Here is a 26048-nt window from a genome sequence, read left to right as displayed (position 1 = left end):
GAGCGATCATGTCCCGGCGTATATCGTTTCTTTCCGATGAAGGCGGTGCAGTCGCAGCGACCTATGCGATTGCGATCACCGGTCTTGTCATCGTTGCCGGGGCGGCTTTCGATTATAACCGGCTGATGGCTCTTGATTCAGAGATGCAAACGGTGGCGGACAACGCCGCGCTTGCCGGTGTCACGCAGCTCGACGAGAAAAGCGGCGCTTGCGCAAGAGCGGGCAATGTCGCTGTCGATCTGGTGCGCAACATCACGCTGATGTCGAATGACGGGGGCGGCAACGGCACTTCCATCAATGGTGGCGCCACTATTTCTGTGACGGACGATGCCTGCGCGTCTTTCACCGGTGTAGTGTTTTACGAAGATGCCGGCAAAACCAGAATTGCAACCACCGATGAAGAAGCGAAATTCATTGAGGTTAGCGTCGATACGCGGCGCGCACGCGTCGCGTTTACCTCCCTGGGCGATTTGTTCGCTCCGGAAATGAGCGGCAGAGCCATGGCTGGCCTTGGGTCTGCCGTCTGTGAAGTGCCGCCGTTGATGATCTGCAATCCGTCGCCTGGCACGAGCTTGTCCACGCTTGTCGGTTTTGGTGTACAGGCCACCGGGCATGGCAACACCCGCGATGGCGGGACGAATTCGGGCGGTACGGGCGGTTCCACCGTCAGTGCCTGGGCACCCGGCGATTTCGGCTTTCTGGAAGTGGGTGGCGGACAAAACTCTGACCTCCTGAAGGCCCTTGCCTTCGACAATGTACCACTTAATTGCGCGCCCGTTGATGGTACGTCGCCCTCTACGGGTAATCCGCAATCGCTGTACGATGCGGTCAATACGCGCTTTGATATTTTTGATTTTTCGCAAGGCGCAGGGACCACACTTGCTCCCTGTTTCAGCGGCAATTGTCCTTCCTCCACCAATAATGTGAAGGATGTATTCTATTCCGCTCCCGGAGGGAACGGGAACGGGAACGGGAACGGTGGAGGCTCAGGCCCCTCTTGCGGCCTTGCTAATGGCGTAGGTGGTTCAGGCTGGCGACTTCCGGCTACCGATGCCCGGTTCCACCCGAAGGCATCGTCAAACATCGTCAATGCGGCAACCGCATCAGTCCAGAACACGTCGGTTGCACCAACTGTAGCTGCAATGGGCCTGCCGCGCGATCTGTGCCACTACTCCAGCTATGGCATGGCTTGCGGCCTGGATAGCAACAACCGTTTCGGCAATGGAAATTGGGCGCGTTACGATTACTTCTTCCGCAATCACGGCATCGTCCCGCCCTCCTCCACGATGACACGGTACGATGCGTATCTGTGGGAACTTGGCCTCAAAACCGTTGGCGGCACGACCGGAACAGTGCCCGACACCGGCGGTAATGGACAACGCGGCGCGCCGCTTTGCACACCCTCCTTCGGCGGAGTTCCCGATCCCAACCGCCGCGTGTTGCAGGTTGCTGTTGTCGAGAATTGCTCCTCACTCAGCGGGGCGTCGACTCCGGTTGATATTGGCGAGTGGATCGAAGCCTTCCTTGTAGAGCCGACAATCGACGGGCGCGGTAACGGGGCCTTACGCGATTCGATCTATATCGAGGTTATCGGTCCGGCATCGCTCGGCAATGGTTCGGGCGTGAATGGCGGGCCGCAGTCATTCCGCAAAGACAAGCCTTATTTGGTCGAATGATGGAGCGCTTTACCCGATCTTTTCTGCGCAACACGCAAGCTGCCGCCGCCGCGGAGATGGCGCTGATCCTGCCTATGGCATTTGCGCTGATCTTCACCACGATGGAAGCCGGGTATTATTTCCAGACCGAACACAAGGCGATCAAATACGTGCGCGAAGGTGCGCGCTATGCCGCCCGGCAGAACTTTGCATATTACGATTGTTCGGGTGCCGGGGCATTCGACACCAATACTGCAAATGCCGCTGCCGTGCAGTCGCAGATCAGAAATGTCACCTTGACAGGCGGCGTCGCCGGCGGAAACGCGCGTATCGCGGACTGGGAAGCTGGCGACGTTTCGATCTCTGTTTCATGCAATAGCACCTATGGAACCGGCCTGTATGCGGGAACTGACGATGTAAAAGCGCCCACGGTGCTGGTTGCCACGCGTTTCAGCTACACACCGATACTGGGCTTGCTCGGCTTCGACGTGAGACAGATCGATGTGGTTGCTCAGGCAGAATCAGCGGTGGCCGGACTATGATCAGCCTGCTTGCCATCAGGCGCGATCAGCGCGCATCATCTGCGGCGGAATTTGCGTTGGTGCTGCCGGCATTCCTCTTTCTCCTCCTCGGCACGATTGATGTGGGCCGGTACATGTGGAACGTGGGCCAGGTTGAAAAGGCCACGATGATGGGCACACGCTATGCGGTGGTCACCGACATGGTTCCATCGGATTTGTACACTTACAGCTTCGCGATCAGCGGGGGCGTTCCGCAGGGCACAGTGGTCCCGCAAACAAGCTTTTCCGCCATCACCTGCTCATCGGCAAATGGTGCGGTTGCGTGCGCTTGCCCAGCCGGGGCGCCGTGCGCCTTCGGCACCACGGCCAATCAAACGGCCTTCCTGAGAATTGTTGACCGGATGCGATCGTTTTACGGCGGAATCTCTCCGGACAATGTGGTTGTAAATTATTCGTGGTCGGGCCTTGGGTATTCAGGCGATCCCAACGGATCCGACGTCGATCCAATCGTGACGGTCTTTTTGAAAGACCTTCCCTTCAAACCGCTCATCACTGGGACAATGGGAAATCTGGGGCTGCCCGGGACAAGCCATTCGCTCACCATGGAAGATGGTGAGGGCTTTCGTGGGAATTAGGCTTGGTCAATTAGTATGAAAAATATTCTGAAACTCTCAAGCAGGGATGCAGTCAGCATGGCCGCAAAGACCGCCGTCATTGCGGACGCACAATGGATGTCCGCCATGGCGCAAGGGGCGCTTGGCATGCTTTCCGACGTTACGGTCTTGTCGCTGAAACCAGATGCCGGGGTTGATCGGGAGCACTTGCGCGAAATCGAATTGCTGGTTCTGGAAGTCGATGCAGAGGTCACGGCAACACTTGATCGCCTTGCCGCTATCAAGCGCATGCGGCCTGACATGGAAGTGATCGCAGCGGTCAAGAACGCCGATATGCAGGTCATGCGCAGCCTTCTGCGCCATGGTGTTTCAGATGTTGTCAGCCTGCCTTTCAATGCAGACGAACTGACGGCGCAAATCTGCACTGTCGGGGCCCGCCTGGCCGAAAGCCAGAATGTCCCGCTGGCACCTACCATTTCGTTTGTGGGTTCGCTTGGGCGCAGCGGATCGACCTGCATTCTGCATCATCTGGCCGATGCCCTTGTACGGCAAGCCGATCGTCCGATCCGGTGCTGTCTGATCGATCTTGATCTGCAGGCTGGCCAGCTCTCGGCGCATGCCAGAGTCGATAATTCGCGTTCGATTTTCAACTTGCTCGAGGCGGAAGAGCGGCTCGATCAGGATATGCTTCGCAATGTCGTTACAAAGGCGGGCGATGGCCTTTATATCTTGCCGGCCCCGCAGGAAATTCTGCCTCTTGAACAAGTGGATGCCGACCAGGTGCTGCGTATTGTCGCGCTGGCCCGCGCCGAATTCGACGTGGTCCTGCTGGATATGCCATCGGCATGGACGAATTGGTCACTTTCGGTCGTCGCAGAATCCGAAAGGATCATGCTTGTGACCGAACAAAGTCTGGAGCATTTGCGCCAGAGCCGCCGCATTGTCGAGCTGTTCAGCGAAGTGGGCATCGCCAAAGACAAGGTGGATGTGGTCGTAAACCGCTCCACCAAAACACGGTCACGCACCATTTCCGTGCAAGATGTCGCGGACACGCTGGGCACAAATGTCATCGCCGAAATCCGCGAAGATCGCGGCGAGCTGGCGCAGGCCGTCGACGAGGGCAAGCTGGTTACCAGCTATTCGCGCCGCAATGTTTTTGCGCAAGGCATCGAAACTCTCGCGGAACGCTTCGCCGATCTGACGAAAGAGGTCCAATCATGAAATGGTCGCTCAAACAGTCTGGTGCACTACCTGCCGGAACCGCTTCCGAAGATGCTGAAGCCTCCGAACCATCCGTAGATGGTGACGCTGCTGCGCAAGACAGCGCAGCTGCCCATACCGCGCTCACGACAGCTGTAGGCGGGGCCGCAAGTTTCAATCGCTCGCTTGAGCTGAAGGTCTCGATCCACAAAGCGCTGCTGGACCGGATCAACCTTAGCACTCTGGACAAGATGCCTCACGAGGAACTGCGCAAGGGCGTCTCTGAAATCGTAGTCGAATTGCTCGTGGAAGAAGACGAAGTTCTCAATCGCACGGAGCGTGATGCGCTGATCAGCGATGTGCTTGACGAACTGCTCGGCCTCGGCCCGCTTGAGCCATTGCTGCAGGATGAGGATGTCACCGATATTCTCGTCAATGGTCCCAAGAATGTCTTTGTCGAACGCTTTGGCCTGCTGGAAAAAGTGCGGACCGAGTTCAAGGATGATCGCCATCTGATGCGGATCATCCAGAAGATCGTCAGTGCAGTTGGCCGCCGGGTCGATGAAAGCTCACCATTTGTCGATGCGCGCCTGGCTGACGGTTCGCGCGTCAACGCAATCGTTGCACCGCTTGCTGTGGACGGTTCGCTTCTATCCATTCGGAAATTTGCCAAGAAGAAAATCGGCATCAAGCGCCTGGTCGAATTCGGATCGATGCCGGAAGCAATGGCGGAAGTGCTTTCCGCTGTGGTCAAATCCCGCCGCAACGTGCTGATTTCCGGTGGGACAGGCTCGGGAAAGACGACGATGCTGAATGCCATGTCGTCCTTCATCGATGAACGCGAGCGTATCGTAACGATCGAAGACAGCGCCGAATTGCAATTGCAGCAGGAACATGTCGCCCGGCTGGAAACGCGCCCGCCGAACATCGAAGGGCGGGGAGAAATCACGCAGCGCGATCTGGTGAAGAATGCGCTGCGTATGCGGCCCGATCGCATCATCGTTGGCGAAGTTCGTGCCGGTGAGGCTTTCGACATGCTTCAGGCGATGAACACCGGCCATGATGGATCGATGACGACAGTCCACGCCAACACGGCGCGCGATTCGCTTGCCCGGCTCGAACAAATGGTCGGCATGAGCGGCATCGACATCACCGCCAAATCCAGCCGGTCGCAAATCGCATCGGCCATCAATGTCGTTGTGCAGGTCGGGCGCCTGTCGGACGGCCGGCGCAAGGTTCTGAGCCTTTCGGAGATTACCGGAATGGAAGGCGATGTGGTCACGATGCAGGATATCTTCGTATTCAAGATCACTGGCCGGGAAGAGGACGGAAGGGTCATTGGAGATTTTGAAGCGACCGGCATCCGGCCGAAGTTCCTGGAGCATGCCAAAGCGGCCGGCATCAATCTCCCTGCAGAGCTTTTCCGCCCGGATATGAAGGTTTCCTGATCATGGTAGAGCTGTTCATCAAGGTTGGATTGTTGCTGGCGGTTTTCGCCTCTATCTTTCTGGTCAGCCAGATTGCGCTCAATTCCTTCTGGACGCGCACGGCCCATTCGCGCGCGGTGAATGAACGGCTGTCGCTGATCAAGCGCGGGTTTGATCGTGAACAGGTTGTCGCGATGCTGCGGAAGAACCAGCCCAAGGAACTAACGGGTCTGCCGGCTTTCCTTCGCGGGCCAGCTACTGCCTTGCAAAGAACTATAGCTGGCTCAGGCACGCCTTTCACAGTCATGCAGGTGCAATTGGGCATGGTGGTCGGCACTTTGATCGTGTTCGCACTAATCCTGGTGCTTATTGCGACGACCGATGTTGCAGCTTCTGTAGGCGTGTTGCTGCTTGCCACGTTGATTTCGATGTGTGTCGGTGTGCTGCTGCCGCTGATGATCCTGTCGATGATCGCGACGCGCAGACGGCGGCGTGTGGAACAGCAATTTCCCATCGCGCTCGACGTTTTTGTTCGGGCCTTGAAGGCCGGTCACCCCATCGCTTCTGCTCTGGTAATCCTGACGCAGGAAATGGAAGACCCGATCGGCAGCGAATTCGGGCTCGTTTCGGACGAGGTTTCTTACGGGGCGGAATTGACCGATGCGCTAACGGAAATGGCAGAGCGCTGGGACTTGGATGATATCCGCATGTTCGTTGTTTCGCTTTCGGTGCAAAGCGAAACCGGGGGCAACCTCGCGGAAATCCTGGAAAACCTGTCGGGTGTTATCCGCGAACGCGCATCTCTATTCATGAAAGTGCGGGCACTCAGCTCTGAAGGCCGCATGACCGGCTGGCTGCTTACGGCCCTGCCCATCTTTGCCTTCGTCGGAATGTTTTCGGTTAATCCGGGTTTCTACCTCAGCGTGGCAGAAGACAGTGCCTTCACCATCGGGCTCTGCGTGCTGATGGCGATGTATACGATGGGCTTCCTGATGATCCGCAAGATGATCGATATCAAGGTCTGATATGCTAGAACAAATCCTCGCCAGCAACGTCCTTCGTCTTGCCCTGCTTATTGGGATATTCGTCGTCGTTGTTATCGCAAGTTTTGCCGCAATGGCCTATTACAACCGCCGCCGGGCCATCCGGGGCGGCCTTAGGAAGCTGCAAGAGGAGTCAGTTTTCGAAGGGCTCGCGCCGCCATCACATGACCGCGAAAAGAAAAACGCGTGGACGGCAATCGTCGACCGTGTTGAACGATCCGGGCTGCATCTGGGCGATACAAAGGATGTGCGCCTGCGAGAGAAGATGATTGCAGCCGGCTATACATCACCATCCGCGCCGCAGGTTTATACCCTTACACGGCTGGCCTTGGTATTCTTGCTGCCCGCCGCGTATCTCGCCTTTGCAATGACCCGGCCCGAACCACCCGGTTTTGCCACGCTTTACATCTTTGGCTCTATCATGGGCCTTCTTGGCCTGTTCCTGCCATCGCTCGTTGTTCAGGCAAAGGCTGACCGGCGCCAGGAAACCATTATCAACGGCTTCCCCGACGCGCTTGATCTGATGCTCGTCTGCATGGAAGCTGGCTTGGGCATTGAAGCCGCGCTGGACCGCGTCGCCAGAGAGATGGCGGCATCGCACACACTCGTCGCCAGCCTGCTGGGAACAGCCGTGCTTCGACTGAGAGCGGGCGCAACACGCCAGGATGCATTTCATTACATGGCCGATTCCGCAGGCGTCGATGAAATCCGCAGCTTCACCACCTTATTGGTGCAATCGGACAAGCTGGGAACTTCAGTGGCTTCCACGTTGCGCGTATACGCCGAAGAAATGCGCGAGAAGCGCCGCATGCGTGCCGAAGAAAAGGCGCACCGATTGCCGGTGCTCATTTCCATCCCGCTTGTAGTTTTCATGCTGCCTACAATGATCGGCGTGGTGATGCTGCCCGCCGGAATTCGAATGGTACGCGACATCTTCCCAATGATGGCCGGAGGTTAAGGGCAATGAACAAAATCCAAGGATCAATGCTGTGCTGCGCAATCGTGGCGCTCAGCGGTTGCCAAAGCTTCCCGATGCATTTCGGCATGCAAGATCGCGCGGAAGCGTCGGTGCCGGATATGTCCAGCTATTTCGCCCAGCGTTTGAATGATGGCAGGCGGCACTTGTCCGCACAGCGCCCCGGGGCGGCTGTGGATGCCTTCCGCCAGGCATCATACCATCCCGACTTTGCAGGTGAGGCCTACAATGGCATGGCAATCGCCTTCGATCAGATGGGGCGGTATGATCTGGCCGAAAGGTTCTTTGCCCAGGCCATGGAAGCTGCTCCTGAAGATGAGCGGTTTGCGCGGAATGCGGCGCGCTTCGATACAACTATGCTGGCCCGCACCAGAACGGAAGTTCCGGTGCAGTTTGCCAATAAGAGCGCAACGCCCGCAGCGACAGAGATCACAGCGACCCTGTCTGCCATCGCGGAAGAATTGGACGCCGAACTGGACGCCGAACTGGGCGCTATGCCTGAAGAGCGGATGCAGCGCGTGTCGACACGCGAAGTGCGGATCGCTAGCCGGGAGGACTGGACCTCTCGAGCACAGGTCAGTGCCGCAGCCCGGCCAGCGGTCATGCACATCGGAAGCGGCAGAAGTCTTGCCGAGCGCGGCCCGGCTGCTGAAGAAGCGCAATATCCGGTCAGGATCGCTCTGACTGCCGTGCCGATCGCGCGGCAAAGCAATACTGCAGAGACCGCGTCATCACGCTTCGTTGGCTCGAACGGCGATGCTGTCCGCGTGCGGGTTTCGGGCAATCTGATAGCCCGTGATCGGCCGATTTATCCCATAAGCCTGGCACTCGATTCTCCCGGCTGACCTTTATGCCCGAAGTCATTCCGTTTGCCGCTTTGGCCGTCCTCGCTGTTGCCGGCGCAGTTACGGACGTGCTGACACGCAGGATACCCAATTGGCTGAATCTCGTAATCTTCGTGGGCGGGATCATTGTTGTGGGCGCGGCCGGAGCCTGGAGCGAAATCTGGCCCCACCTGCTTCATTTCGTCATTGCACTGGCCGCCGGGTTGACGCTTTTCGGGTTTGGCATGTGGGGCGGCGGTGATGCCAAATTCTACAGCGCCCTGGCCCTGTGGTTTCCATTAGGCGATGGGCCGATGCTCGCCCTGAGCATTGCCGTTGCTGGCGTTGCGGTACTGGTTCTCATGCTGATCTGGTCGAGAATACGTCCCCGCCCTGACTGGTCAAAAGAGCTGCCCTATGGCGCTGCAATTGCGAGCGGCGCTGTGATCACTACAGTCCTGACGACTTTATAATTCAAAGGGATTCTGGACGCATATCTCCGGGCGGCGTCCGTCCTGCGGAGGATTCACAGTGACAGAAATTCTGGCTATCATCATCCTGGCGGGCGCGTTGGTGGCAGGCAGTTTCTATATGCATTACAGCGCCCTGCGCCTTGGCGCCCGGTTGATCATTCACGAAGAGAAATTCACGAAGCGGCCATTGCTGTTCGTGCTCGCGCTGGTCTTCCTTGCGCATCTGGCTGAAGTGCTGCTTTTTGCCATCACCTATTATGTGATGCATTGGTCGCAATGGATGGGTTCTCTGAGTGATCTCAATCCCGCCAATGCAGACGATTTTACCCGCTATTTCTATTTTTCGATCTCATCCTACACCACCCTTGGTGTGGGCGATGTGGTGCCCGTCGGACCGATGCGCATTCTCGCCGGGATCGAGGCGCTGACAGGTCTCGTCCTGATCGCGTGGACGGCCAGTTTCAGCTATCTGATGATGGAGCGATATTGGAGCGAGGCCGAGGGCAAGTGATGCGCCAGTTGCCAAACGCATTTGCACAGGCATAAAGTTGATTGCGAGATTGGGGGGATATCGACGCATGCGTATTGCAGCCTTGCTGATTGCCGGCGCTCTGGGCCTCTTGGCATCGAGAGGACACGCACAGACATTGCCGCCGCCAGACGAGATACTTTCTGACCAGACCAATGGCGGAGAGATCGATACTGGCGATGATGATTACGCCCAATCGGCACTCGCAGAACGGCGCGATGCGCGGCAAGCCCGCGATCTGCCAACCGAACCGGTCGATTATAGAGGGCATGAAATCCGCTACTTCCGGGAACGGGTCAATGCGCTCGAGAACCACAAGGCATCTTGTTATCCAGGCGCCCCCGACTGCGATCGACCGCTTGTTTTCTCCTTCGGCAGCACACCTGTTTTGCGCGGTGCCGCACCATTTCAGGCGCAGGTGACCGCGCCGGAAAACTATACACTCCGGAACGGAACCGTCGTCGCCCCAGATGACTGGGAGGAGCGCCATTGGTGCGGCGGAGCGCTTATTGCCCCCGGATGGGTGCTGACAGCGGCGCATTGCATCGATGAAAACTTCGTCCGGCGCGGCTTCCGCATTCGTGTGGGCATCAATAATCTTGCAGAAGATGACGGCCGCGCATTCCCCATCGACCGAATAGTATGCTTCAATCCGGTCTATTGCCGCACTGCGGACCGGCCACCCGTATTGTATCAGGATGATATCGCGCTGCTGCATTTCACCAGCGGAGCAGACGATCTTGTCGATGCACCTGATCGTGCATCATATGACAATATCGGCATAGAAGACGCCTTTCCGGGTACCTCTGACAATGGGCTTATCACCTGGAGCAGGGACGGCATGGTGCGCGAATGGGATATCGCCAATGGCGCTGAGCTTGCCCGTTACCCTCGTGATTCGTCGCGCGAACCGATCCGTCGCGTTGAACTGCAGCGGCCCGGCACATTCCGTCCAGTCGAAAATGACGGACGGCTTGAAAGCGCCCGGGGTCAATTGATCTTTCCCAGCCAAGCAAGGCGGTTGAATTGGGACCTTGGCGACAGTGATATCTGCGAACCCGGTGAGGACAGCATTGTTCTGGATAACAATGACGGACGGCCGCCGTTCGCTACCGCGTGCCTGCACAATATCAGGGCCCTGCACATCGCCGAGGATGAAAGTTATGTCCTCTCCGTCGAGGTGGCCGATGTGAATCTTGTGCGGGCATGGGATGCCCGAACGCTCGCACTGCTATGGTCCCGCGAAAGTGATATCGCGCTGGAAGTTACCGACTATCCACGACAGCAATTTTTCTCTGAAATATTCGTGATCGCCGCCGATGGGATTCGCATCAGCGAAGCAGATGCTGTGGTTGTGATCGACCCCGCCAGCGGCACAGAACTGCGTCGCTATACCCATCCTCGAAGCGCATCATGGCAAAGCCTCCACGGCGGCGGACCTGATGGCGGGGCGCGCAATCTGGCGACCAATGCCGCTTATAGCGATGATGGAAGCCTGCTCGTCACGTTCACCCAGCGATATGGCGAATCCGATGTGTGGTTGTGGGATGTCGCGAGTGGCGAAATCATCCAGCGCTTTGTTCACAGAGATCCATTGATCAGCGAAATTGTCGACGGTGCAGGTTTCACCCTGGATGGCCGGCACCTGTTTACCTGGACCCAGTTTGGAACCTTGCGGTTGTGGAATGTCGAAACAGGTGCGCTTGTCTCGACGATGGACCAACGGCTGAAAATGCGCGAGGCCAGCTTCATAGGAGACAGCCTGAGAGTTCTGGTGGACGACACTGCCGGTGCGATTCTGTGGGATGCCGGGACCGGGCAGGAAGTTCATCGCTTTGTCCATCTGGACAGGATGGACGGCGCGATCATTTCACCGGACGAACGCCATTTGCTGACCTGGGGCCTTGATGCCACCGCCCGTTTGTGGGACCTGGAAAGCGGGGCCGAGGCGAACCGCCTTTACCATTCCGGTACCGTAAACGGCGCAGCTTTCCTGTCCGATCCTGATCGCATTCTGACATGGAGCGAGGATGGCACTGCACGCGTCACACCAGTTCAAAGCCCGTCTGACCGGATCGTGTTCGATGTGTTGCGCAGTCCGCCCGGATCACCGCTGCAACAACCCATCAGCGAACGCGGCCGGTTGCCTGCCGAAGTCGATTATATCGGGATTGCCGATTCCAGCACCGTGCTTGCTCCAGATTCGACGGTTACCGTATTCGGATGGGGTAAGACCGAGTCTGTCGAGGGTTATGCGTTCTATGCCACCTTGATGGAGGTGAACCTGAATGTCATGGACAACAGCGATTGCAGCGCGCTTCCCGGCATGGGTCCGGTCACACGCGGCGGGGTCGTGAGCCAGCGAGTCCATCCGAACGTGTTTTGCGGCAGAGATGACCGGCGCAAGACATGCGTGGGCGACAGCGGCGGCCCGGTTGTGCAAGACGGCATCATTGTCGGCATAGTCGCCTGGGGTAAGCTTGAATGTGCAGCAGATGGCCAACCAGGTGTATACACCCGGGTTGCGCAATATGCTGACTGGATCGAAACAGTTATAGAAAAGCCGGCAGAAACTGCCGGCCTTCCCTGATTGATCGTGGATGGAGGCTCGGCCCTAGCCGACTCCGCCCGCACCTGTGTCACGGCCTTGGCCACCGTCGCCACTGCCATCGTCTACCGGACCAGGAACCGGAGCCGGCGCTGTTGGTCGTACCGGAGCTGGAGCACGAGTTGGAACTGGGCCCGGAACTGGAACTGGCGCAGATGAGGCGTCATTTTCGGGGGCTTCCTCGGTTATTACATCACCGTCCATGCCATCTTCGGTCATGGCGTCCTCTGCCATCGCGCCGTCTTCCGCCACAGCATCCCCGGCCATGACATCTTCGGCACTGGCGTCTTCCATCCCGGCATCGTCAGCCTCTTCGGTTGCGCCGCACGCAGTCAACAAGACAACGCCAGCAGCCGCAAGGATCGCCTTGGACGATTTCGGAGCGAGAATTGTGGTGGCAATTTTTTTCATCGATTTCATTCCCCTTATGATGCGACAACAGCGGTGAACCCCAGTCGCTGCTGCAAGTCAATAAAGTCTGCGCGATCACGCAACGGGTCCAGCATTGGGTCCATTCGCAGGTAGTTCAGCCCGGCGTCTCCGATTTCAAAGGCATTTTGAAGCTTTAGCATCGCTTCACCAGCATTCCCCCACTGTGACAGCACCTGCGCCTGTTGATACAATCCGGCATCGCCGTAGCTATCAACCAGCTCTCCCAGCGCGGCTTCAGCTTGCTCCGCATTGCCCTGAAGATGGTAGACAATCGCGAGGGATGGCGTGCGCAACAACCGCGAGGGCTCCAGCAAACAGGCTTCCAGCGCGGCCTCCAAATCGCCTTGATGGATCAGCGAGCTGCCAATCCAGGAATGTGAACCGCTGATGTCAGGGTTTAACGACAAGGCCTGCCGATGCAGTGCGATCGCGCGATCAAACCGCCTGGCAGAATAGTGCACCAAGCCGGCTTCCTTGAAAATCGTCGGATTGAGAGGATCGAGGTCCATCGCTTTTTCGATGGCACGCAACGCGGCGTCTTCCCGGCCCGTAAGGGCAGAAAACGCGGCATAGCGCGCTTCGATAGGTGAGGAACCCGAACCAAGTTCGATGGAGCGTTCATAATGCGGCGCAGCTTCACGCGCCTGCAATTGTGTCTCAAACAGGATCGTACCCAGCAGCGAATGCGCCTCGGCCAGATCCGGCCCCAGCTCTATGGCACGGCCCGCTGCGTCCTGCGCGCGGGCGTAATACTGCTGTGTCTCTGCGGCGCTGCTGGCCGTGTGACCCAACGCAGTGAGCGCTGCGGCCTGCCCTGCCCATGCTCCGGCAAATTGCGGATCGAGCCGGACGGCATTCTCGAACATCACCAGGACCTCTCCAAGCCCCTCGTGGCCTTGGACATCGATATAGTGTTGCCATCCGCGCAAATACGCCTCGAAAGCCGCCGGCACCGTTGTCTCTCCCAGCTGGAGGACGCCTTGCGCATCGGAAATTTCCAGCGACAATTGCGAGGAAATCGCGCTTGCCAGCTCTTGTTGCAAACCGATCAGATCGTCCGCGGGCTGGCTGTACATCCGCGACCAGCGGCCCAGGCCGGTTGCGCCGTCGATAAGATCCGCGGAAAGATTGGCGACTCCGTCTGCGACACGGACCGAACCTTCAACAACGTAATCAACGCTCAACTCCCTGGCTATCGTCAATGCGTCATCTCCGCGTTCCTGCACCGCTTCCGATGTGGAGCGGGCGATAACGCGCAAGGCCTGATTGCCTGAAAGCATGGAGCGCAGTTCCGCGGCGATACCGGCGGCCAGATAAGTCTGTTCGGCATCAGGGCTGTCATCGCGAAATGGCAGCACGGCGATGGAATTGCCAGCGCTGGCACTGCCGCTGTCAAGGAGCGAGACAACCGCAAATCCGCCCCCGACGACAATGGTGCCGCCAAGTCCGGCGAGCAGCAAGTTGCGCCGTGTGGGCGAAAGTAACGGGGCTACAGCCGCATCCAGCGGCATTTCGGGCACGTCCCGATCGTGCAGCTTGGCTACGGCCCGCAGCAATTCGCGCGCAGCCGGAGTATCGTGCTGCCCCTTGCATACGGAAAGGTCGAGTACCTGGAATTGGCGAAAACCGAGCGGTGGTAATGACCCGTCGACCGAAATCGGCACCAGGCAGCCCCGTTCCCGCCCGCTCATCGCTTCATCACGGACCCAGTTCGAGCCAATCGAGGTTTCGGTCCACAGGACCACAACCGCCCTGGCGGACTCCAACGCTTCTTCGGTGGTTTCAAGATACTGTGCACCAGCACCCAGCATTCCATCCCACCACACCCTGAAGCCTGCCTGTTCCAGCAGGCTTATGATGGGCAGGGCGATAGCCTGGTCCGCGCGGGAATAGCTGAAGAAAACGGTCATCGCGCCGCTACCCTCTGCGCCTGTCTCTGCCGTTGTCACTGAGGCCCCCCGTCAATTCGGCGTAACTATATCGCAAGTGCAAAGGCAAGCAAGCAGCACCGCATCGCTGGCTGGACTTGGCAAAGATGCGCAACTAACCCTACAGCCCGGGGGAATTATTGCAGCCATGGTATCGGAAAGTATGACACAATGTGATCCTGGTTGCACGCAGCAGCCTTGTCTTGGTGCGGTATGTCTTGGTGCAGCATCTCTTGGGGCCGACTGCTCGGCATGACCATTACTGCACCTGTTGCGTGCCAGGCGCATTTGTCGCTCGGAATCACGGGACATCGCACAGGCAATGCTGCATTCGGCAAGTCGCAGAAAGCAATAGAGGCCGCGCTTGCCGCTTTGTTTGATCGCATCGACGAATTGCTTGAAGACAAGCGCAAGGACCTGTCGGCCGTACGCTTCCACAGCCTGCTGGTAGACGGGGTGGATCAGATCACTGCGCAGATGGCGGTGGATCGCGGCTGGGAACTTGTCGCGCCGCTGCCATTCGGCAACGCTCTGAATATCGCGATCAATGCACAACCGGAAACCGCCGCCGATGCGCGACTGCTCGCTGCCGGCAAGCCTGCAAACGACCCTGCAGTTGAAGCGCGGGCGCAGGCCATCCAGAATGTAACGCGGTCAGCAAAACTGTTTGAACTGGCGGACCGCGATGCGGAGATCGCTGAACTGTTTTTCGATACTCTGGACAATTCCGGTGATGTTCAAAGATCAACTGCATTCCAGACGCAAAGTTCGGATCAGGCGGCATTGGCGGGCAAGGTCATGCTGGAGAGGTGCGACCTGCTGATTGCGGTCTGGGATGGTGAAGTGGCCAACATGCGCGGCGGCACCGGACATACTGTAGTCACCGCGTTGGAAATGGGCACGCCAGTCCTTCTGATCGATCCTGGCAAGCCGCACGAATGGTCTGTCCTGTCGCGGCCGGAAAGGCTGCTGCATGAAAGGCAGCATAATCCTGCGCAGTTGGAGACGATCATCACTGCCAGTATCGGTTCAGAATTGCAGGCTGATGCCAGCATCGCTGGCGAGAAATGGCACGCCTCGAGCGCACTTGTATGGAATCTCCATCGCCGGATCGAGGCAGTCTTTGGCGGCGGTGCAAAGCCCTTGCGCTCGCTCAAGACGCGCTATGAAACGCCAGATGCCATCGCCGCAGGTAGTGCAGCCGGGATGCTGGACGGCGCGCGCGCCATACCCGGAGCCGACCAGCAGCAGATCGACCGCATCGCGGCCACCATTCTCCCGCAATTCGCCTGGGCAGATGGAATTTCAAGCTGGCTGTCCGATGCCTATCGCAGCGGCATGTGCTTCAATTTCCTGCTCTCCGCACTCGCCGTGGTCATCGGGGCGGCGTATTTGCCGTGGGATCTTTCGGACCAGAAATGGATCTTTGCTTCGATAGAGCTTCTTTTGCTGGTGCTGATCATCGTGATCACATTCATCGGCAGCAAACGGCGCTGGCATTCACGCTGGTTCGAAACACGCCGCGTCGCCGAATATCTGCGCCATGGACCGATCATGCTGCTGCTGGGTGTTTCGCGTCCGCTGGGCCGATGGCCACGGGGGCAAGCAGGCATTCACGGGGCACATTGGCCCGAGAATTTCGCCCGCCATTGCCTGCGCACGACCGGTCTTCCGCAAGTCGCAGTGAACCATGAATATCTGCGCCATGTGCTTGAACATGTGGTGGAACCTCATGTGGCCGCCCAGCGCGATTATCACCGCGTGAAGGCGGAACGGCTGCACAAGGTCCATCACCGGCTCGACAAGCTGGCAGAAACGTTCTTCATTCTCGCCATCTTTTCGGTGCTGACATACCTGCTGCTGAAACTCGCCGCCGTGCTGGGGTTCGCGCCGGAGGCCTGGCCGGCGGCATCATCCAAGCTGTTTACCTTTCTTGGCATCGCATTCCCCACCATCGGCGCAAGCATCGCCGGCATTCGCTTTTTTGGCGATTTCGAGCGCTTTGCCGTCATTTCGGAAATCGCCGCGGAGAAGCTGGACGAGCTGAACACACGCATCAGCCTGCTGCTCACCGGACCGGGCCGCGGCATCAGTTACGGCGCAGTCGCCGATATCGCCCACGCAATAGATGAAGTTGTCGTTGATGAAATCGAGAGTTGGCAAGCAGTTTTCGGCGGCAAGCACATCGCCCTGCCCGCTTGAACAATCAGTCCGGCCTGACCGGCCCGCGATCGTTTTGTGCCTGAGATCTGAAAAACTGGATGCCCCGCAAGGACTCGAACCTTGATTGACGGAGTCAGAGTCCGCTCTCTTACCATTAGAGGACAGGGCAATACCGTGAAGCGCGGCCCTCTATAGCGCGGGCCGGATTCGGTCAAGCTTTTGCACGCGTCGCGATGGTCAGCCTGCTGCGCTCCAGTTTACGGTTCGGCAGAATAGGGTAACACAGCCCTGCACTTCAAGACCGCCGCCGCGTGCCGGGCGCACTACTGCGCGGTAAGTGCCGCCATCTTCGGGGTTGTAGACCTGGCCTCGCCACGCGCCATCGGACCAGCGCAGGTTTTGCAAAATGTTGATCCCAACGATGGGCCGGCTGCGCAGCGCAGGATCGTCATTGTGCCTGTCACGGTTGGTTTCACCCGGCTTGTTGCGAACGATGCGGGTGATTTCGCCGCAGCGCGCACTGCCGCACGGGCCGACCGTGATCTGCACATAGCCTCCCTGATCAAGATAAGTCCCGTCGATGGACCGCTGCGCCGGGGCAGAGGAGGAGATGGCGGCGATAGCTGCCGCTGAAGCAAGTACGAGTCTGATCATGATAGGTTTACGCTTACAGTTGCAAAAAGTGCCCTAGGCTGAACAGCTTGCGCCTCCCAATACGCAAAAGCGCGCGCAATGCGGGTGATTGAGTGGCACTTCGCGGTCAGCCTCCGCCACGGTTGCCCCCAGATCGAAGCCGGGATCGTATGGCAGCAGAGTGCAGGCGACTACGCGCGGTTCAGGCTCCCCCTTGCGGTGAACGACCATGCGGCTGCTTGCGCACATCTGCGCGTCCGGCAATTTGCCAAGAATACCCCAGCACGCCTCGGTGATTTCGGGCACGTCTGCCCTGGCGTCCATTTCCGGGAACAGCACCAGCCGTGCCGGATTGCCGGTGTCTATCGCAATGCCTTCCCTAGCGAACAGCAGACCGTATGACCGGCGCGCCAATTCATCGCTTTCGCCGCCCAGATGCCGGCCGGCAGCGGCAAGGGAAAAGCCGTGCGCGGAAAGCCAGCGCAGCCCGTCCAGCATCGGCTCCCAGCTATTCGGCCCGCGCTCTGCTTCATGCACGGCCTGCGTATGGTGATCGATGCTCACACGGATCGTCAGCTTGTCGCCAAAGGTCGCACGCAGGCGCAGCAGTTCCGCCTCATGCCGCCGCATTGGCTTCATGGCATTGGACAGCACCAGCACGTCGTACCCGCGCGCCAGAGCATCTTCCAGCATCGCGATGATGTCCGGGTTCATGAAAGGCTCGCCGCCGGTAAAGGCGATTTCGCGCGCTTTAAGTCGGCCTGGCGCGCTCTCCATTTCATCCAGGGAACGCCCCACGTGCTCCGCCGTCATATAGATCAGCGCATCATTCGTAGGGCTGCTTTCAATGTAGCAATTGGCACAAGCGAGATTGCACAATGTGCCGGTGGCGAACCACAACGTGTCCAGCTTCTTCAGCGCGACGCTTGCACGCGGGCTGCCATCTGCGGTTACCTTGGGGTCTGCGAATTTTTCAGCGACCAGCCGCTTTGCCTCCACCGCGAATGGTGAAGCCCCCGCAGGCGCATTGCGAGAGGCGGAACGTGTCGCCATCAGAAGGACCGCCGGATCTTGGCCACAAAGGCGGCCCAGCGTTTGGGCCATATGCCGAACACCGTCGGCTCCCACACTGCAAAGGCTGCCGCCTTGATGATTTCAGAGCGGGTGGGATAGCTGATGATCGCCCCGCCCATATCGAAGCTGCCCGACTTGCCGGTCATCATCTGCGTGAACGGCAGCAGCAATTCGCCCGCATTGATGCCGCAAATGCTTGCCCCGACGACCTTTTTGCCTTTGAACATGACCTTCAGATGGCCTTTCTCCAGCCCTTCCGCAATGGCGCGTTCGTTATGGTCAAACCCCTCTGTGACGACGCGCAATTTGTCACCATAAGCTTCGCGTGCTTCGCTTTCGGTCATGCCGATCTGGGCGACTTCGGGTTCGGTGTAGGTACACCACGGCAGGGCGGTGAAATCGGCCTTGGCCGGCACGCCGAGCGCAATTTCCAGAACGGCGTTGGACCCTTCATAGCCTGACACATGCGTCAGCCGCGGCCCTTCGCGGCAATCGCCAATGGCGTAGATATGTTTAAGGCTGGTGCGGCGGCGCGCATCGACCTTTATGCCGTTGCGGCCCAGCTCAACGCCCAGTTCCTCCAGGCCGTAACCCGCAACGCGCGCCTTGCGGCCTACTGCGATCAGCAGGTGGCTGCCGGTTACGTCTTCTCCGCCATCGGTGGTGACAGTAATCGCGCCATCGCTGCCCTGCGCCACTTTCGCGCCCTTGCCATCGACAAAGCGGACGCCCTCGGCCTTCATCACATCGACCACGATGGCGACCGAATCGCGGTCATCGCGGCCCATCGGATTGCCCGGCTCGATAACCGTGACTGCACTGCCAAGGCGGCGGAAGCTTTGCGCCATTTCCATGCCGATCACGCCGCCGCCAATGATAACGAGATGCTCTGGCTGCTCGGTCAGGTCGAACAGGTTTTCATTGGTGAGATAAGGCACGTCATCCAGCCCCGGGATGGGCGGGATTGAAGGCGATGATCCGGTGGCGATCACGATGCGCGGTGCAGTCAGCGTGCGGCCACCGACCTCAACCGATTTGGGACCTGTAAACTTCGCCCAGTCCTCAATGACCTCGCAGCCCATTTCCTCGAACCGTTCGACTGAATCATGCGGCTCGATATCGGCTATCGCCTTGTGAACATGCGCATGAACGCCGGTCCATTCCACATGCGGAGCGGCCAACCCAACACCGGCGCGCATTTCCTCGCGCGCCTCGGCTGCGCGCTTGGCAGACGCGATCAGCGCCTTTGACGGGACGCAGCCATTGTTCAGGCATTCGCCGCCCATCTTGTGGCCTTCGATCAGCGCCGTCTTCAGCCCGAACAGAGCGCAACCGCCCGCCGCCGTCAGGCCCGCAGCACCGCCGCCAATCACAATCACGTCATGCGTGTAATCCATCAATATTTCCCATGCGTAACTGTTTGAGGATGACCAGCGAAGATCATTCCGTCTATGCGATCCCTATTCGCACAAAGAAGGGCCACGGTTTCATGAATCTTGAAAACTCGCAGAATTATTACGGCAAAGTGCTGGCGCAATCGGCCGATTTGCGCACTGATGCCTGCTGCACGACTGAAAGGCCAGCGCCCGATATTCTGACCGCGCTCGCCAATGTCCATCCTGATGTAAAGGCCCGCTATTACGGATGCGGACTTGTGACCCCGCAGGCGATGGGAGGGTGCAATGTGCTCGATCTGGGATCGGGTAGCGGGCAGGATGTCTACCTTCTCGCGCAGCTCGTCGGACCGAACGGCAGCGTGACGGGAGTGGACGCGACGCCTGAACAGCTCGCCGTGGCCCGCGAGCATCAGGATTGGCACGCGGAGCGGTTTGGATACGCCAACACGCACTTCGTCGAAGGCGATATCGAGAAGCTGGATGATCTTGGCCTTGAAGAAGGCAGTTTCGATGTGATCGTATCCAATTGCGTCATCAATCTGGTGGCCGACAAGGAAGCCGTTTTCCGCGCTGCGCACAAGCTGCTGAAACCTGGCGGGGAGCTGTATTTCTCTGACGTATATGCAGACCGCCGCGTGCCCGCGCATTTGCTGGACGATCCGGTATTGCACGGGGAATGCCTTTCCGGCGCGCTGTATTGGGGTGATTTTGACCGGCTCGCAAAGGCAGCCGGGTTCGCCGATCCGCGCCTTGTCACCGATCGCCCGCTCGGCATCAATGATGCAGAAGTTTCCAAAAAGCTGGAAGGCATCAACTTCGTTTCTGCCACCTATCGTTTGTTCAAAATGCCGCAGCTGGAGCCGCAGTGCGAAGATTACGGGCAGGCGGTGCGCTACAAGGGAAGTGTTGCGGGCCATGAGCATACCTTCCACCTCGACGCACATCACGCGATAGAGGCGGGCCGTATTTTCCCGGTCTGCGGCAACAGCTGGCTGATGCTGGCGCAAACGCGCTTTGCCCCGCATTTCGAATTCATTGGCGATTTCAGCCGCCATTACGGCGTGTTCCCTGGATGCGGCACGGCTGTGCCGTTCGGGCAGTCGGACGCTAATCCCGCATCCGCTGCTGCTGCCTGCTGCTGAGATAACGCATGGCGAAAATACTCGTAACGGGCGCTGCCGGCCTCATCGGCGGTGAAGTTTGTGCGCGGCTTGTTGCTGCCGGGCATGATGTGGTCGCGATGGTCCGCCGCAACCCGGTGGTGCGCGCGAATGACGGGACCGAAGTAGCGGACCTGCGAACCGTATCTGGCGATGTGACCCATGATTTGATGGGACTCACGCCAGAGCCGTACGATGTCGTGATCCACTGCGCCGCCAGCCTGGAATTCGATGCGCCCGAAGAGGATTTGCGCGCCATCAATATCGAAGGCACGCGCAATGCGCTGGCCTTTGCGAAGGCTGCGGGCGCACGCTTTCTGCATGTCAGCACGGCCTATGTTTGCGGGATGCGCGAAGGCGAGATTATGGAAGGGCCCGTGCCGGAAGGCACCCGCTTCACCAATCGCTACGAAGCCAGCAAGGCCGCGGCAGAGCGGGTTGTGGCGGAAAGCGGCGTACCCTTCGCAGTAGCGCGGCCATCCATTGTGCTCGGTGATAGCACGACCGGTGCAATCCGAGATTTTCCGTCGCTGTGCAATGTCTTCCGCTTGATGGCGCGCGGGAAGGTGACGCAGCTTCCTTGCGTTCCCGGATCAACTCTCGATTTGGTGCCCATCAACCATGTGGCCGCCGGAATTGTCGCGTTGGCGGAGAATATGGATGCGGCACAAAGCGGCTATTTCCACCTCGTCGCCGATATGCCGATACCTGCCGCAGAACTGGCGCATGGTGTGGCGCGGGTTGAGCATTTCCCGGACCCACTGGTCGTCAGCCCGGAGGATTATGATCCTTCCGCGCTGCGCTCTGGCGAAAGGATGCTGGCGGAGCGGATGTTGGGGACTTTTGGCGCATACTTCACCCGCGATCCACGCTTTTCGGACGCTGAATTACGGGAAGTCACCGGCCTTTCCTGCCCGCCAACCGACAGCGCATGGCTGGACCGGCTGATCCAATACGGCATCGCGCAGGGATATCTCCCGGCACCGCGCTAACGCACGTCCGGGTAATATCGCTCCAGCCGCTTTTTCGCGCCAATCCCCCACAGAAAACCGACTTTCAGATAAATCCAATTGGCCTTCAGCGCGCCCCATTCTGCGATACGGCGGTCTGATGTTTCGACGGTGCGCAGAACAAGTTTCACACGGCCAAAGCGGGTCATGCGAATGCACAGATCAGCCTCTTCCATCACCTTGGCCTCCGGGTCGCAGCCGCCACATTCCAGAAACTGGGTCTGGCGGAAAAACATCGCGTGATCGCCAAACAGCAGGCGGCAACCTTTCACGAAAAGATGCGGCCGGAACAGCAGCGGGGCATACCAAGTCTTGGCAAAATTGTGCGCAGTCGTGCCCCACCGGGTTTTCTCCGGACCTCGCAATACAGGCGTAAACCCGGCGAGCGAAATTCGGGAATCGGAAAGTGTCCGGGCAATAACTGCCACCATATCGACAGGCGGCACGGTGTCGGCATGAAGCACCACGACAAAATCCTCCCGCGCCGCCGCAACACCGGCATTGATCTGCCGCCCCCGGCCAGCCTCGGTCTGGACAACCCGCCAACCTGCCGCCTCTGCCAACGCGGTGGACCTGTCATTGCTGCCGCCATCGACCGCAAGCACCTCCGCAGGAGCCGGATCAAGCTTTGCGATATGTTCTACCAACGCAGGCAAGGCACGCTCTTCCTCGAGCATCGGAATGACTATGGAAACGCGGCTCATTCTAAAAGGTCAGGCCATTTCACGAGGTCTTCCGGCCGGTCGCAATCGTCAAGTTCATCCAGCAACCGATAAGCGATTTTCTGTTCCCTCAGGAGCATCTCAGTGCGTTCTCGGACCGTTTCAGTCCCCCACGGCATATCACGCCACAAGAATGGCATTTGATGTTGAAATCCAAGGAGATAATACCCACCGTCGCTGGCGGGGCCAATCACCGCCGGCACTTGCGCCAAGCCCGCTGCAGCGTCGCGCAAATGCTGCACCGTCAGTCCGGGAATGTCTCCGCCCAGCACAATGCCCGGGGCCGGCACACGCGCCAAGCGCGCCCCAAGGTCGCCCTCGCCCTGCTCAACAAACCTGATATCGTCGCCCAACCAATCGGCAAATTCCGCATGGCTCGCTCCCGTAGTCCAGACAGAAAATGGCAGGCCGCTTGTCCGGATAGTCACCATCGTACGCTCAACCAAGCGGCGGTGAACCTGCGCAGCACCTTCTTCGCCCAAGGCAGGCACCAGCCGCGTTTTCGCACGACCCGGTGTGGGAAATTTCGCGATCAGCGCGATTTGGGGAAGCACATCAACCATCCCGTGCTCTGTAGCTTTCCTGACCACGGCTGGCGAGTGCCCGGCGTCAGCTTAACTTGTATCAAGTCCTGGCTTCGTCTAACCTGATTTCAGGTTCCGCTCAGATGTGGCGGGTGATAGATTATTGGAAAGTACGATCATGGCGGATCAATTCCCGCCGGACGGTCGCGAAAAAGCCCAAGTTCGAGCGGGCGGCAAGGCCAGCACCACAGCTGGACGCCCCCGCAATCCGATACAGGGCCCGAAACGCACTCCCGGCGACGGCAGACCAGGCAATCAGCGCGAAGCGTCTGGTTGGAGACGCCCGCCGCACAAATCATTCAAGCAGGCCTATGCCGCGATCGATCTTGGCACCAACAATTGCCGCTTGCTGATCGCGCGTCCATCGGACGAAAACTTTGTCGTGATCGATGCCTTCAGCCGGGTTGTCCGGCTTGGGGAGGGATTGGCGCAGACTGGGCAATTGTCCGATGACGCCATGGACCGGGCGCTGGGCGCGCTTAATATCTGTGCAGACAAGCTCCGCAAACGCAATGTCCACCTCGCCCGTTCTGTTGCGACAGAGGCTTGCAGACGCGCCAAAAACGGCGAGGCATTCATTGAACGCGTCCGCCAGGAAACCGGCGTTGTGCTGGATATTATCAGCGCGCAGGAAGAGGCACGGCTCGCGGTTCTAGGCTGCCATATCCTGCTGGAAGACGGCATCGGCCCGGCTGTGATTTTCGACATTGGCGGCGGCTCGACAGAACTCGTGCTGATTGAACCGGGTGCCCCTGTCCCGCGCATTCTGGATTGGCAAAGCGTGCCATGGGGCGTCGTCTCGCTTACCGAAACCGTCGGTCACGAAAGCGGCGGCGAAGCGGACCGCCTCGCCCGCTATGAAAGAATGAAAGCCCTTGTCCGGGAAAGCTTTGCCGAATTTGCACAGCGTATCGAAACTCACAAGGCGGACAACCAGCGCCTGCTTGGCACAAGCGGCACGGTGACAACGCTGGCCAGCGTGCATCTTGGCCTTCCGCACTACAGCCGCAAGGAAGTAGATGGCCTGATCGTGCCGACAGACAGCATGCTGGATATTTCTCAGCGCCTTTCGGGCATGTCGCCCGAAGATCGCAGCAAACTCGATTGTATCGGACATGAGCGGGCAGAGCTGGTCGTGGCAGGATGCGCAATACTGGAGGCGATACTGGAAATCTGGCCCGCACCGCGCCTTGGCGTTGCAGACCGCGGCATTCGCGAAGGCATATTGCGCAGCCTGATGACCGCCGATGCCGAAGGCGTCGAAGCACAAGCGGCGCTGCGGAAAATTAATCCAGGGACAAATGACCGATGAGCCGTGCAGGAGATGACACACACCGCCACCTGAAGGACAACAAGAAGCGCAAGGAAAGTTCGAAACGCTGGCTCGAACGCCAACTGAACGATCCTTATGTGAAGCGCGCAAAGGAAGAAGGCTGGCGCAGCCGTGCGGCCTTCAAACTGATCGAACTGGATGACCGGTTCCATCTCGTGAAAGGCGCAAACCGCGTGGTCGACTTGGGAATCGCTCCCGGTGGCTGGTCGCAAGTGGTGCGCAAGCGCGCGCCCAAGGCAAAAGTGGTCGGCATCGATTATCTCGAAACTGAACCGATCGATGGCGTCACGATATTCCAGATGGACTTCATGGATGAAGCTGCCCCGGCGGCATTGGAAGAAGCTCTAGGCGGACCTGCCGATCTGATCATGTCCGATATGGCGGCCAATACCGTCGGCCACAAACAGACCGATCACTTGCGCACAATGGCCCTGGTTGAGGCGGCGGCGTGGTTCGCGGTTGAAAATCTGGTCGAAGGCGGTGCGTTTATTGCCAAGGGATTTGCCGGGGGAACGGACAAGGATTTGCTCGTTCTTCTCAAGTCTCATTTCCGCACGGTCAAGCATGCCAAGCCGCCTGCCAGCCGCAAGGGCTCCAGCGAATGGTTTGTGGTCGCGCAGGGCTTCAAAGGACGCAAGGATGAAGACGGCAAAAGCGCACAAATCAACGGCGGCTGATGGTAATCTCTCCGCGTAAGTCCGCACGCGGCGAAATCTGCGTTATTTCCCCTTCAGGCCATGCGATCTCAATCAAATTCACGCGCCCTGCTGCGTGATCATTGCGATGGACGACGAACGAAAGAAAATCTGGCGAACGTATCACCGTCCCGGTCAAAATCGCTTAGGGCGTAGCTGCATGATGGTGCGAATTCGTCAAAGCCGAACGCAGCGGTCGCTTCGGGAGCGAACTCTTCCTGGTATCACCCTGGCGAGCTGCGCTTCCAAGGCAAATGAACCTGACACCGGAGAGACAGGCATCGGCAACTGGTCAGCATGATAGCCAGACCCGCCCAACACCGCGTCCCCGGCGCGAACCGGGCTTTTTACCTGCTTACAATTGCAGAATGTCAGGTGCCGGGAGGATTTTCTGGCACAGGCTGATCGGCACCCATTGCGCCGGCAGCTTCCACAGCACTGGCAGGCTCGCCTTCGACTGCACCAGGACCTGCGCCGGGGGCATCCCCTGCTTCACCGTCAGCCGGCGCAGCAACTTCAACCGCCGGAAGTTCCGGGCCGCCGCCATATTCGCGCATGTAGAGGATGATGTTGGCGCGGTCTTCACCGCTGCCGAGGCCGGCAAAGCTCATCTTCGTGCCGTCTGCAAAGCCGCGCGGGCTGGCGAGCCATGCATCCATGTTCTCATAATCCCACGCCCCGCCATGGCCGCTGAGTGCGCTCGAATAATCATATCCGGGCACGTGGCTGCCAATCGACGCGCCAAGGACTGCATAAAGGTTAGGGCCGATCCCGTTGGCGCCGCCCTGCTCGATGCTGTGACATGTGCTGCATTTTGCAAATACAGCCGCACCTGCTTCGGCAGAACCCGTGGCGAGCAATTCCGCTAGCGAAGGTCCGGCATCGACTGCTGCGCCTTCTTCAGGCGCTTCGATCATGTAGCCGGGGGTTTCGGGCAGTTCACCGCTGCCGCCGTGGAAGTACATGTCGGCGACGATGGAGCCCCCGAGCGCGAAAGCAGCGCTGCCAAGGACCCAGCCCATTGTAGTATTGAGACGATCGTTCATG

Annotated in this window: 25 protein-coding genes and 1 tRNA gene; 16 read left to right on the top strand and 10 right to left on the bottom strand. The window is 59.0% G+C overall.

Annotation, left to right across the window (positions count from 1 at the left end; genetic code table 11):
- Positions 1–8: 8 nt before the first annotated feature.
- The 11 genes from AB731_RS04410 (at position 9) to AB731_RS04360 (ending at position 11852) form a co-directional block, all read left to right on the top strand.
- Positions 9–1676 carry a TadE/TadG family type IV pilus assembly protein gene (locus AB731_RS04410; RefSeq protein WP_047092262.1) on the top strand — a complete coding sequence of 556 codons (1668 nt, stop codon included), beginning with the start codon at positions 9–11 and terminating at the stop codon, positions 1674–1676.
- A complete protein-coding gene (locus tag AB731_RS04405) occupies positions 1673–2197 on the top strand; it encodes a TadE/TadG family type IV pilus assembly protein (RefSeq protein ID WP_052845692.1) in 525 nt (174 codons plus the stop codon). The genes AB731_RS04410 and AB731_RS04405 overlap by 4 nt, the downstream gene beginning before the upstream one ends.
- A complete protein-coding gene (locus AB731_RS04400; protein WP_047092263.1) occupies positions 2194–2811 on the top strand; it encodes a TadE/TadG family type IV pilus assembly protein in 618 nt (205 codons plus the stop codon). The genes AB731_RS04405 and AB731_RS04400 overlap by 4 nt, the downstream gene beginning before the upstream one ends.
- A gap of 57 nt (positions 2812–2868) precedes the next feature.
- A complete protein-coding gene (locus AB731_RS04395; RefSeq protein WP_156167356.1) occupies positions 2869–4011 on the top strand; it encodes an AAA family ATPase in 1143 nt (380 codons plus the stop codon).
- Complete coding sequence (locus AB731_RS04390; protein ID WP_082126335.1) at positions 4008–5438, top strand: CpaF family protein; 1431 nt, start codon at positions 4008–4010, stop codon at positions 5436–5438. The genes AB731_RS04395 and AB731_RS04390 overlap by 4 nt, the downstream gene beginning before the upstream one ends.
- A 2-nt stretch (positions 5439–5440) precedes the next feature.
- Complete coding sequence (locus AB731_RS04385; RefSeq protein ID WP_047092265.1) at positions 5441–6442, top strand: type II secretion system F family protein; 1002 nt, start codon at positions 5441–5443, stop codon at positions 6440–6442.
- 1 nt (position 6443) lies between these two features.
- Positions 6444–7418: a type II secretion system F family protein gene (locus AB731_RS04380; protein ID WP_047092266.1), complete on the top strand. Its 975-nt coding sequence runs from the start codon at positions 6444–6446 to the stop codon at positions 7416–7418.
- A 5-nt stretch (positions 7419–7423) separates the two neighbouring features.
- Positions 7424–8281, top strand: a complete 858-nt coding sequence (locus tag AB731_RS04375; protein WP_047092267.1) for a tetratricopeptide repeat protein — start codon at positions 7424–7426, stop codon at positions 8279–8281.
- A gap of 5 nt (positions 8282–8286) precedes the next feature.
- Positions 8287–8733 (top strand): A24 family peptidase, encoded by a 447-nt coding sequence (locus AB731_RS04370; RefSeq protein ID WP_047092268.1) that lies wholly within the window; start codon positions 8287–8289, stop codon positions 8731–8733.
- Between the two features lie 58 nt (positions 8734–8791).
- Positions 8792–9244, top strand: coding sequence for a potassium channel family protein (locus tag AB731_RS04365; protein WP_052768842.1), 453 nt, complete (start codon positions 8792–8794; stop codon positions 9242–9244).
- Between the two features lie 67 nt (positions 9245–9311).
- On the top strand, positions 9312–11852 hold the full coding sequence (locus AB731_RS04360; protein WP_047092269.1) for a trypsin-like serine protease: 2541 nt from the start codon (positions 9312–9314) through the stop codon (positions 11850–11852).
- Positions 11853–11876: 24 nt separating this feature from the next.
- Here AB731_RS04360 and AB731_RS13590 read toward each other — a convergent pair whose 3' ends face one another.
- Positions 11877–12281 (bottom strand): hypothetical protein, encoded by a 405-nt coding sequence (locus AB731_RS13590; protein WP_156167355.1) that lies wholly within the window; start codon positions 12279–12281, stop codon positions 11877–11879.
- Between the two features lie 14 nt (positions 12282–12295).
- Positions 12296–14251: a TIR domain-containing protein gene (locus AB731_RS04350; protein WP_047092270.1), complete on the bottom strand. Its 1956-nt coding sequence runs from the start codon at positions 14249–14251 to the stop codon at positions 12296–12298.
- Positions 14252–14482: 231 nt separating this feature from the next.
- Between AB731_RS04350 and AB731_RS04345 the strand changes: the two genes are divergently transcribed.
- Positions 14483–16432 carry a hypothetical protein gene (locus AB731_RS04345; RefSeq protein ID WP_047092271.1) on the top strand — a complete coding sequence of 650 codons (1950 nt, stop codon included), beginning with the start codon at positions 14483–14485 and terminating at the stop codon, positions 16430–16432.
- Between the two features lie 56 nt (positions 16433–16488).
- Here the strand turns inward: AB731_RS04345 and AB731_RS04340 are convergent.
- The 4 genes from AB731_RS04340 to AB731_RS04325 form a co-directional block, all read right to left on the bottom strand.
- A tRNA-Gln gene (locus tag AB731_RS04340) sits at positions 16489–16562 on the bottom strand.
- A 68-nt stretch (positions 16563–16630) separates the two neighbouring features.
- Positions 16631–17047 (bottom strand): DUF2147 domain-containing protein, encoded by a 417-nt coding sequence (locus AB731_RS04335; protein ID WP_047092272.1) that lies wholly within the window; start codon positions 17045–17047, stop codon positions 16631–16633.
- Between the two features lie 33 nt (positions 17048–17080).
- Positions 17081–18079 (bottom strand): radical SAM protein, encoded by a 999-nt coding sequence (locus AB731_RS04330; protein ID WP_047093045.1) that lies wholly within the window; start codon positions 18077–18079, stop codon positions 17081–17083.
- Positions 18079–19497: a dihydrolipoyl dehydrogenase family protein gene (locus tag AB731_RS04325; RefSeq protein WP_047092273.1), complete on the bottom strand. Its 1419-nt coding sequence runs from the start codon at positions 19495–19497 to the stop codon at positions 18079–18081. Before AB731_RS04325 ends, AB731_RS04330 begins: the two co-directional genes overlap by 1 nt.
- Before the next feature lie 29 nt (positions 19498–19526).
- On the opposite strand from AB731_RS04325, the gene AB731_RS04320 reads away from it, so the two are divergent.
- Both AB731_RS04320 and AB731_RS04315 read left to right on the top strand, forming a co-directional pair.
- Complete coding sequence (locus AB731_RS04320) at positions 19527–20639, top strand: methyltransferase domain-containing protein (RefSeq protein WP_231638838.1); 1113 nt, start codon at positions 19527–19529, stop codon at positions 20637–20639.
- An 8-nt stretch (positions 20640–20647) separates the two neighbouring features.
- Complete coding sequence (locus AB731_RS04315) at positions 20648–21649, top strand: SDR family oxidoreductase (protein WP_047092274.1); 1002 nt, start codon at positions 20648–20650, stop codon at positions 21647–21649.
- Here AB731_RS04315 and AB731_RS04310 read toward each other — a convergent pair.
- Both AB731_RS04310 and AB731_RS04305 read right to left on the bottom strand, forming a co-directional pair.
- Positions 21646–22371 carry a glycosyltransferase gene (locus tag AB731_RS04310; protein ID WP_047092275.1) on the bottom strand — a complete coding sequence of 242 codons (726 nt, stop codon included), beginning with the start codon at positions 22369–22371 and terminating at the stop codon, positions 21646–21648. The two genes, AB731_RS04315 and AB731_RS04310, sit on opposite strands and share 4 nt — an antisense overlap.
- Positions 22368–22979 carry a TIGR04282 family arsenosugar biosynthesis glycosyltransferase gene (locus tag AB731_RS04305; protein ID WP_231638837.1) on the bottom strand — a complete coding sequence of 204 codons (612 nt, stop codon included), beginning with the start codon at positions 22977–22979 and terminating at the stop codon, positions 22368–22370. The genes AB731_RS04310 and AB731_RS04305 overlap by 4 nt, the downstream gene beginning before the upstream one ends.
- A gap of 112 nt (positions 22980–23091) precedes the next feature.
- On the opposite strand from AB731_RS04305, the gene AB731_RS04300 reads away from it, so the two are divergent.
- Complete coding sequence (locus tag AB731_RS04300) at positions 23092–24285, top strand: Ppx/GppA phosphatase family protein (RefSeq protein WP_047092277.1); 1194 nt, start codon at positions 23092–23094, stop codon at positions 24283–24285.
- Positions 24282–24983, top strand: a complete 702-nt coding sequence (locus tag AB731_RS04295; RefSeq protein ID WP_047092278.1) for an RlmE family RNA methyltransferase — start codon at positions 24282–24284, stop codon at positions 24981–24983. The genes AB731_RS04300 and AB731_RS04295 overlap by 4 nt, the downstream gene beginning before the upstream one ends.
- Here AB731_RS04295 and AB731_RS13940 read toward each other — a convergent pair.
- Positions 24970–25128, bottom strand: coding sequence for a hypothetical protein (locus AB731_RS13940; protein ID WP_156167354.1), 159 nt, complete (start codon positions 25126–25128; stop codon positions 24970–24972). The genes AB731_RS04295 and AB731_RS13940 overlap by 14 nt on opposite strands.
- A 244-nt stretch (positions 25129–25372) precedes the next feature.
- Entirely contained in the window at positions 25373–26047 is a 675-nt protein-coding gene (locus tag AB731_RS04290; protein ID WP_047092279.1) for a c-type cytochrome, read from the bottom strand.
- Position 26048 lies beyond the last annotated feature (1 nt).

The sequence above is a fragment of the Aurantiacibacter marinus genome, from assembly GCF_001021555.1.
GTDB classification, from domain to species: domain Bacteria; phylum Pseudomonadota; class Alphaproteobacteria; order Sphingomonadales; family Sphingomonadaceae; genus Alteraurantiacibacter; species Alteraurantiacibacter marinus.
This window is presented reverse-complemented; position numbering and strand designations above follow the sequence as displayed.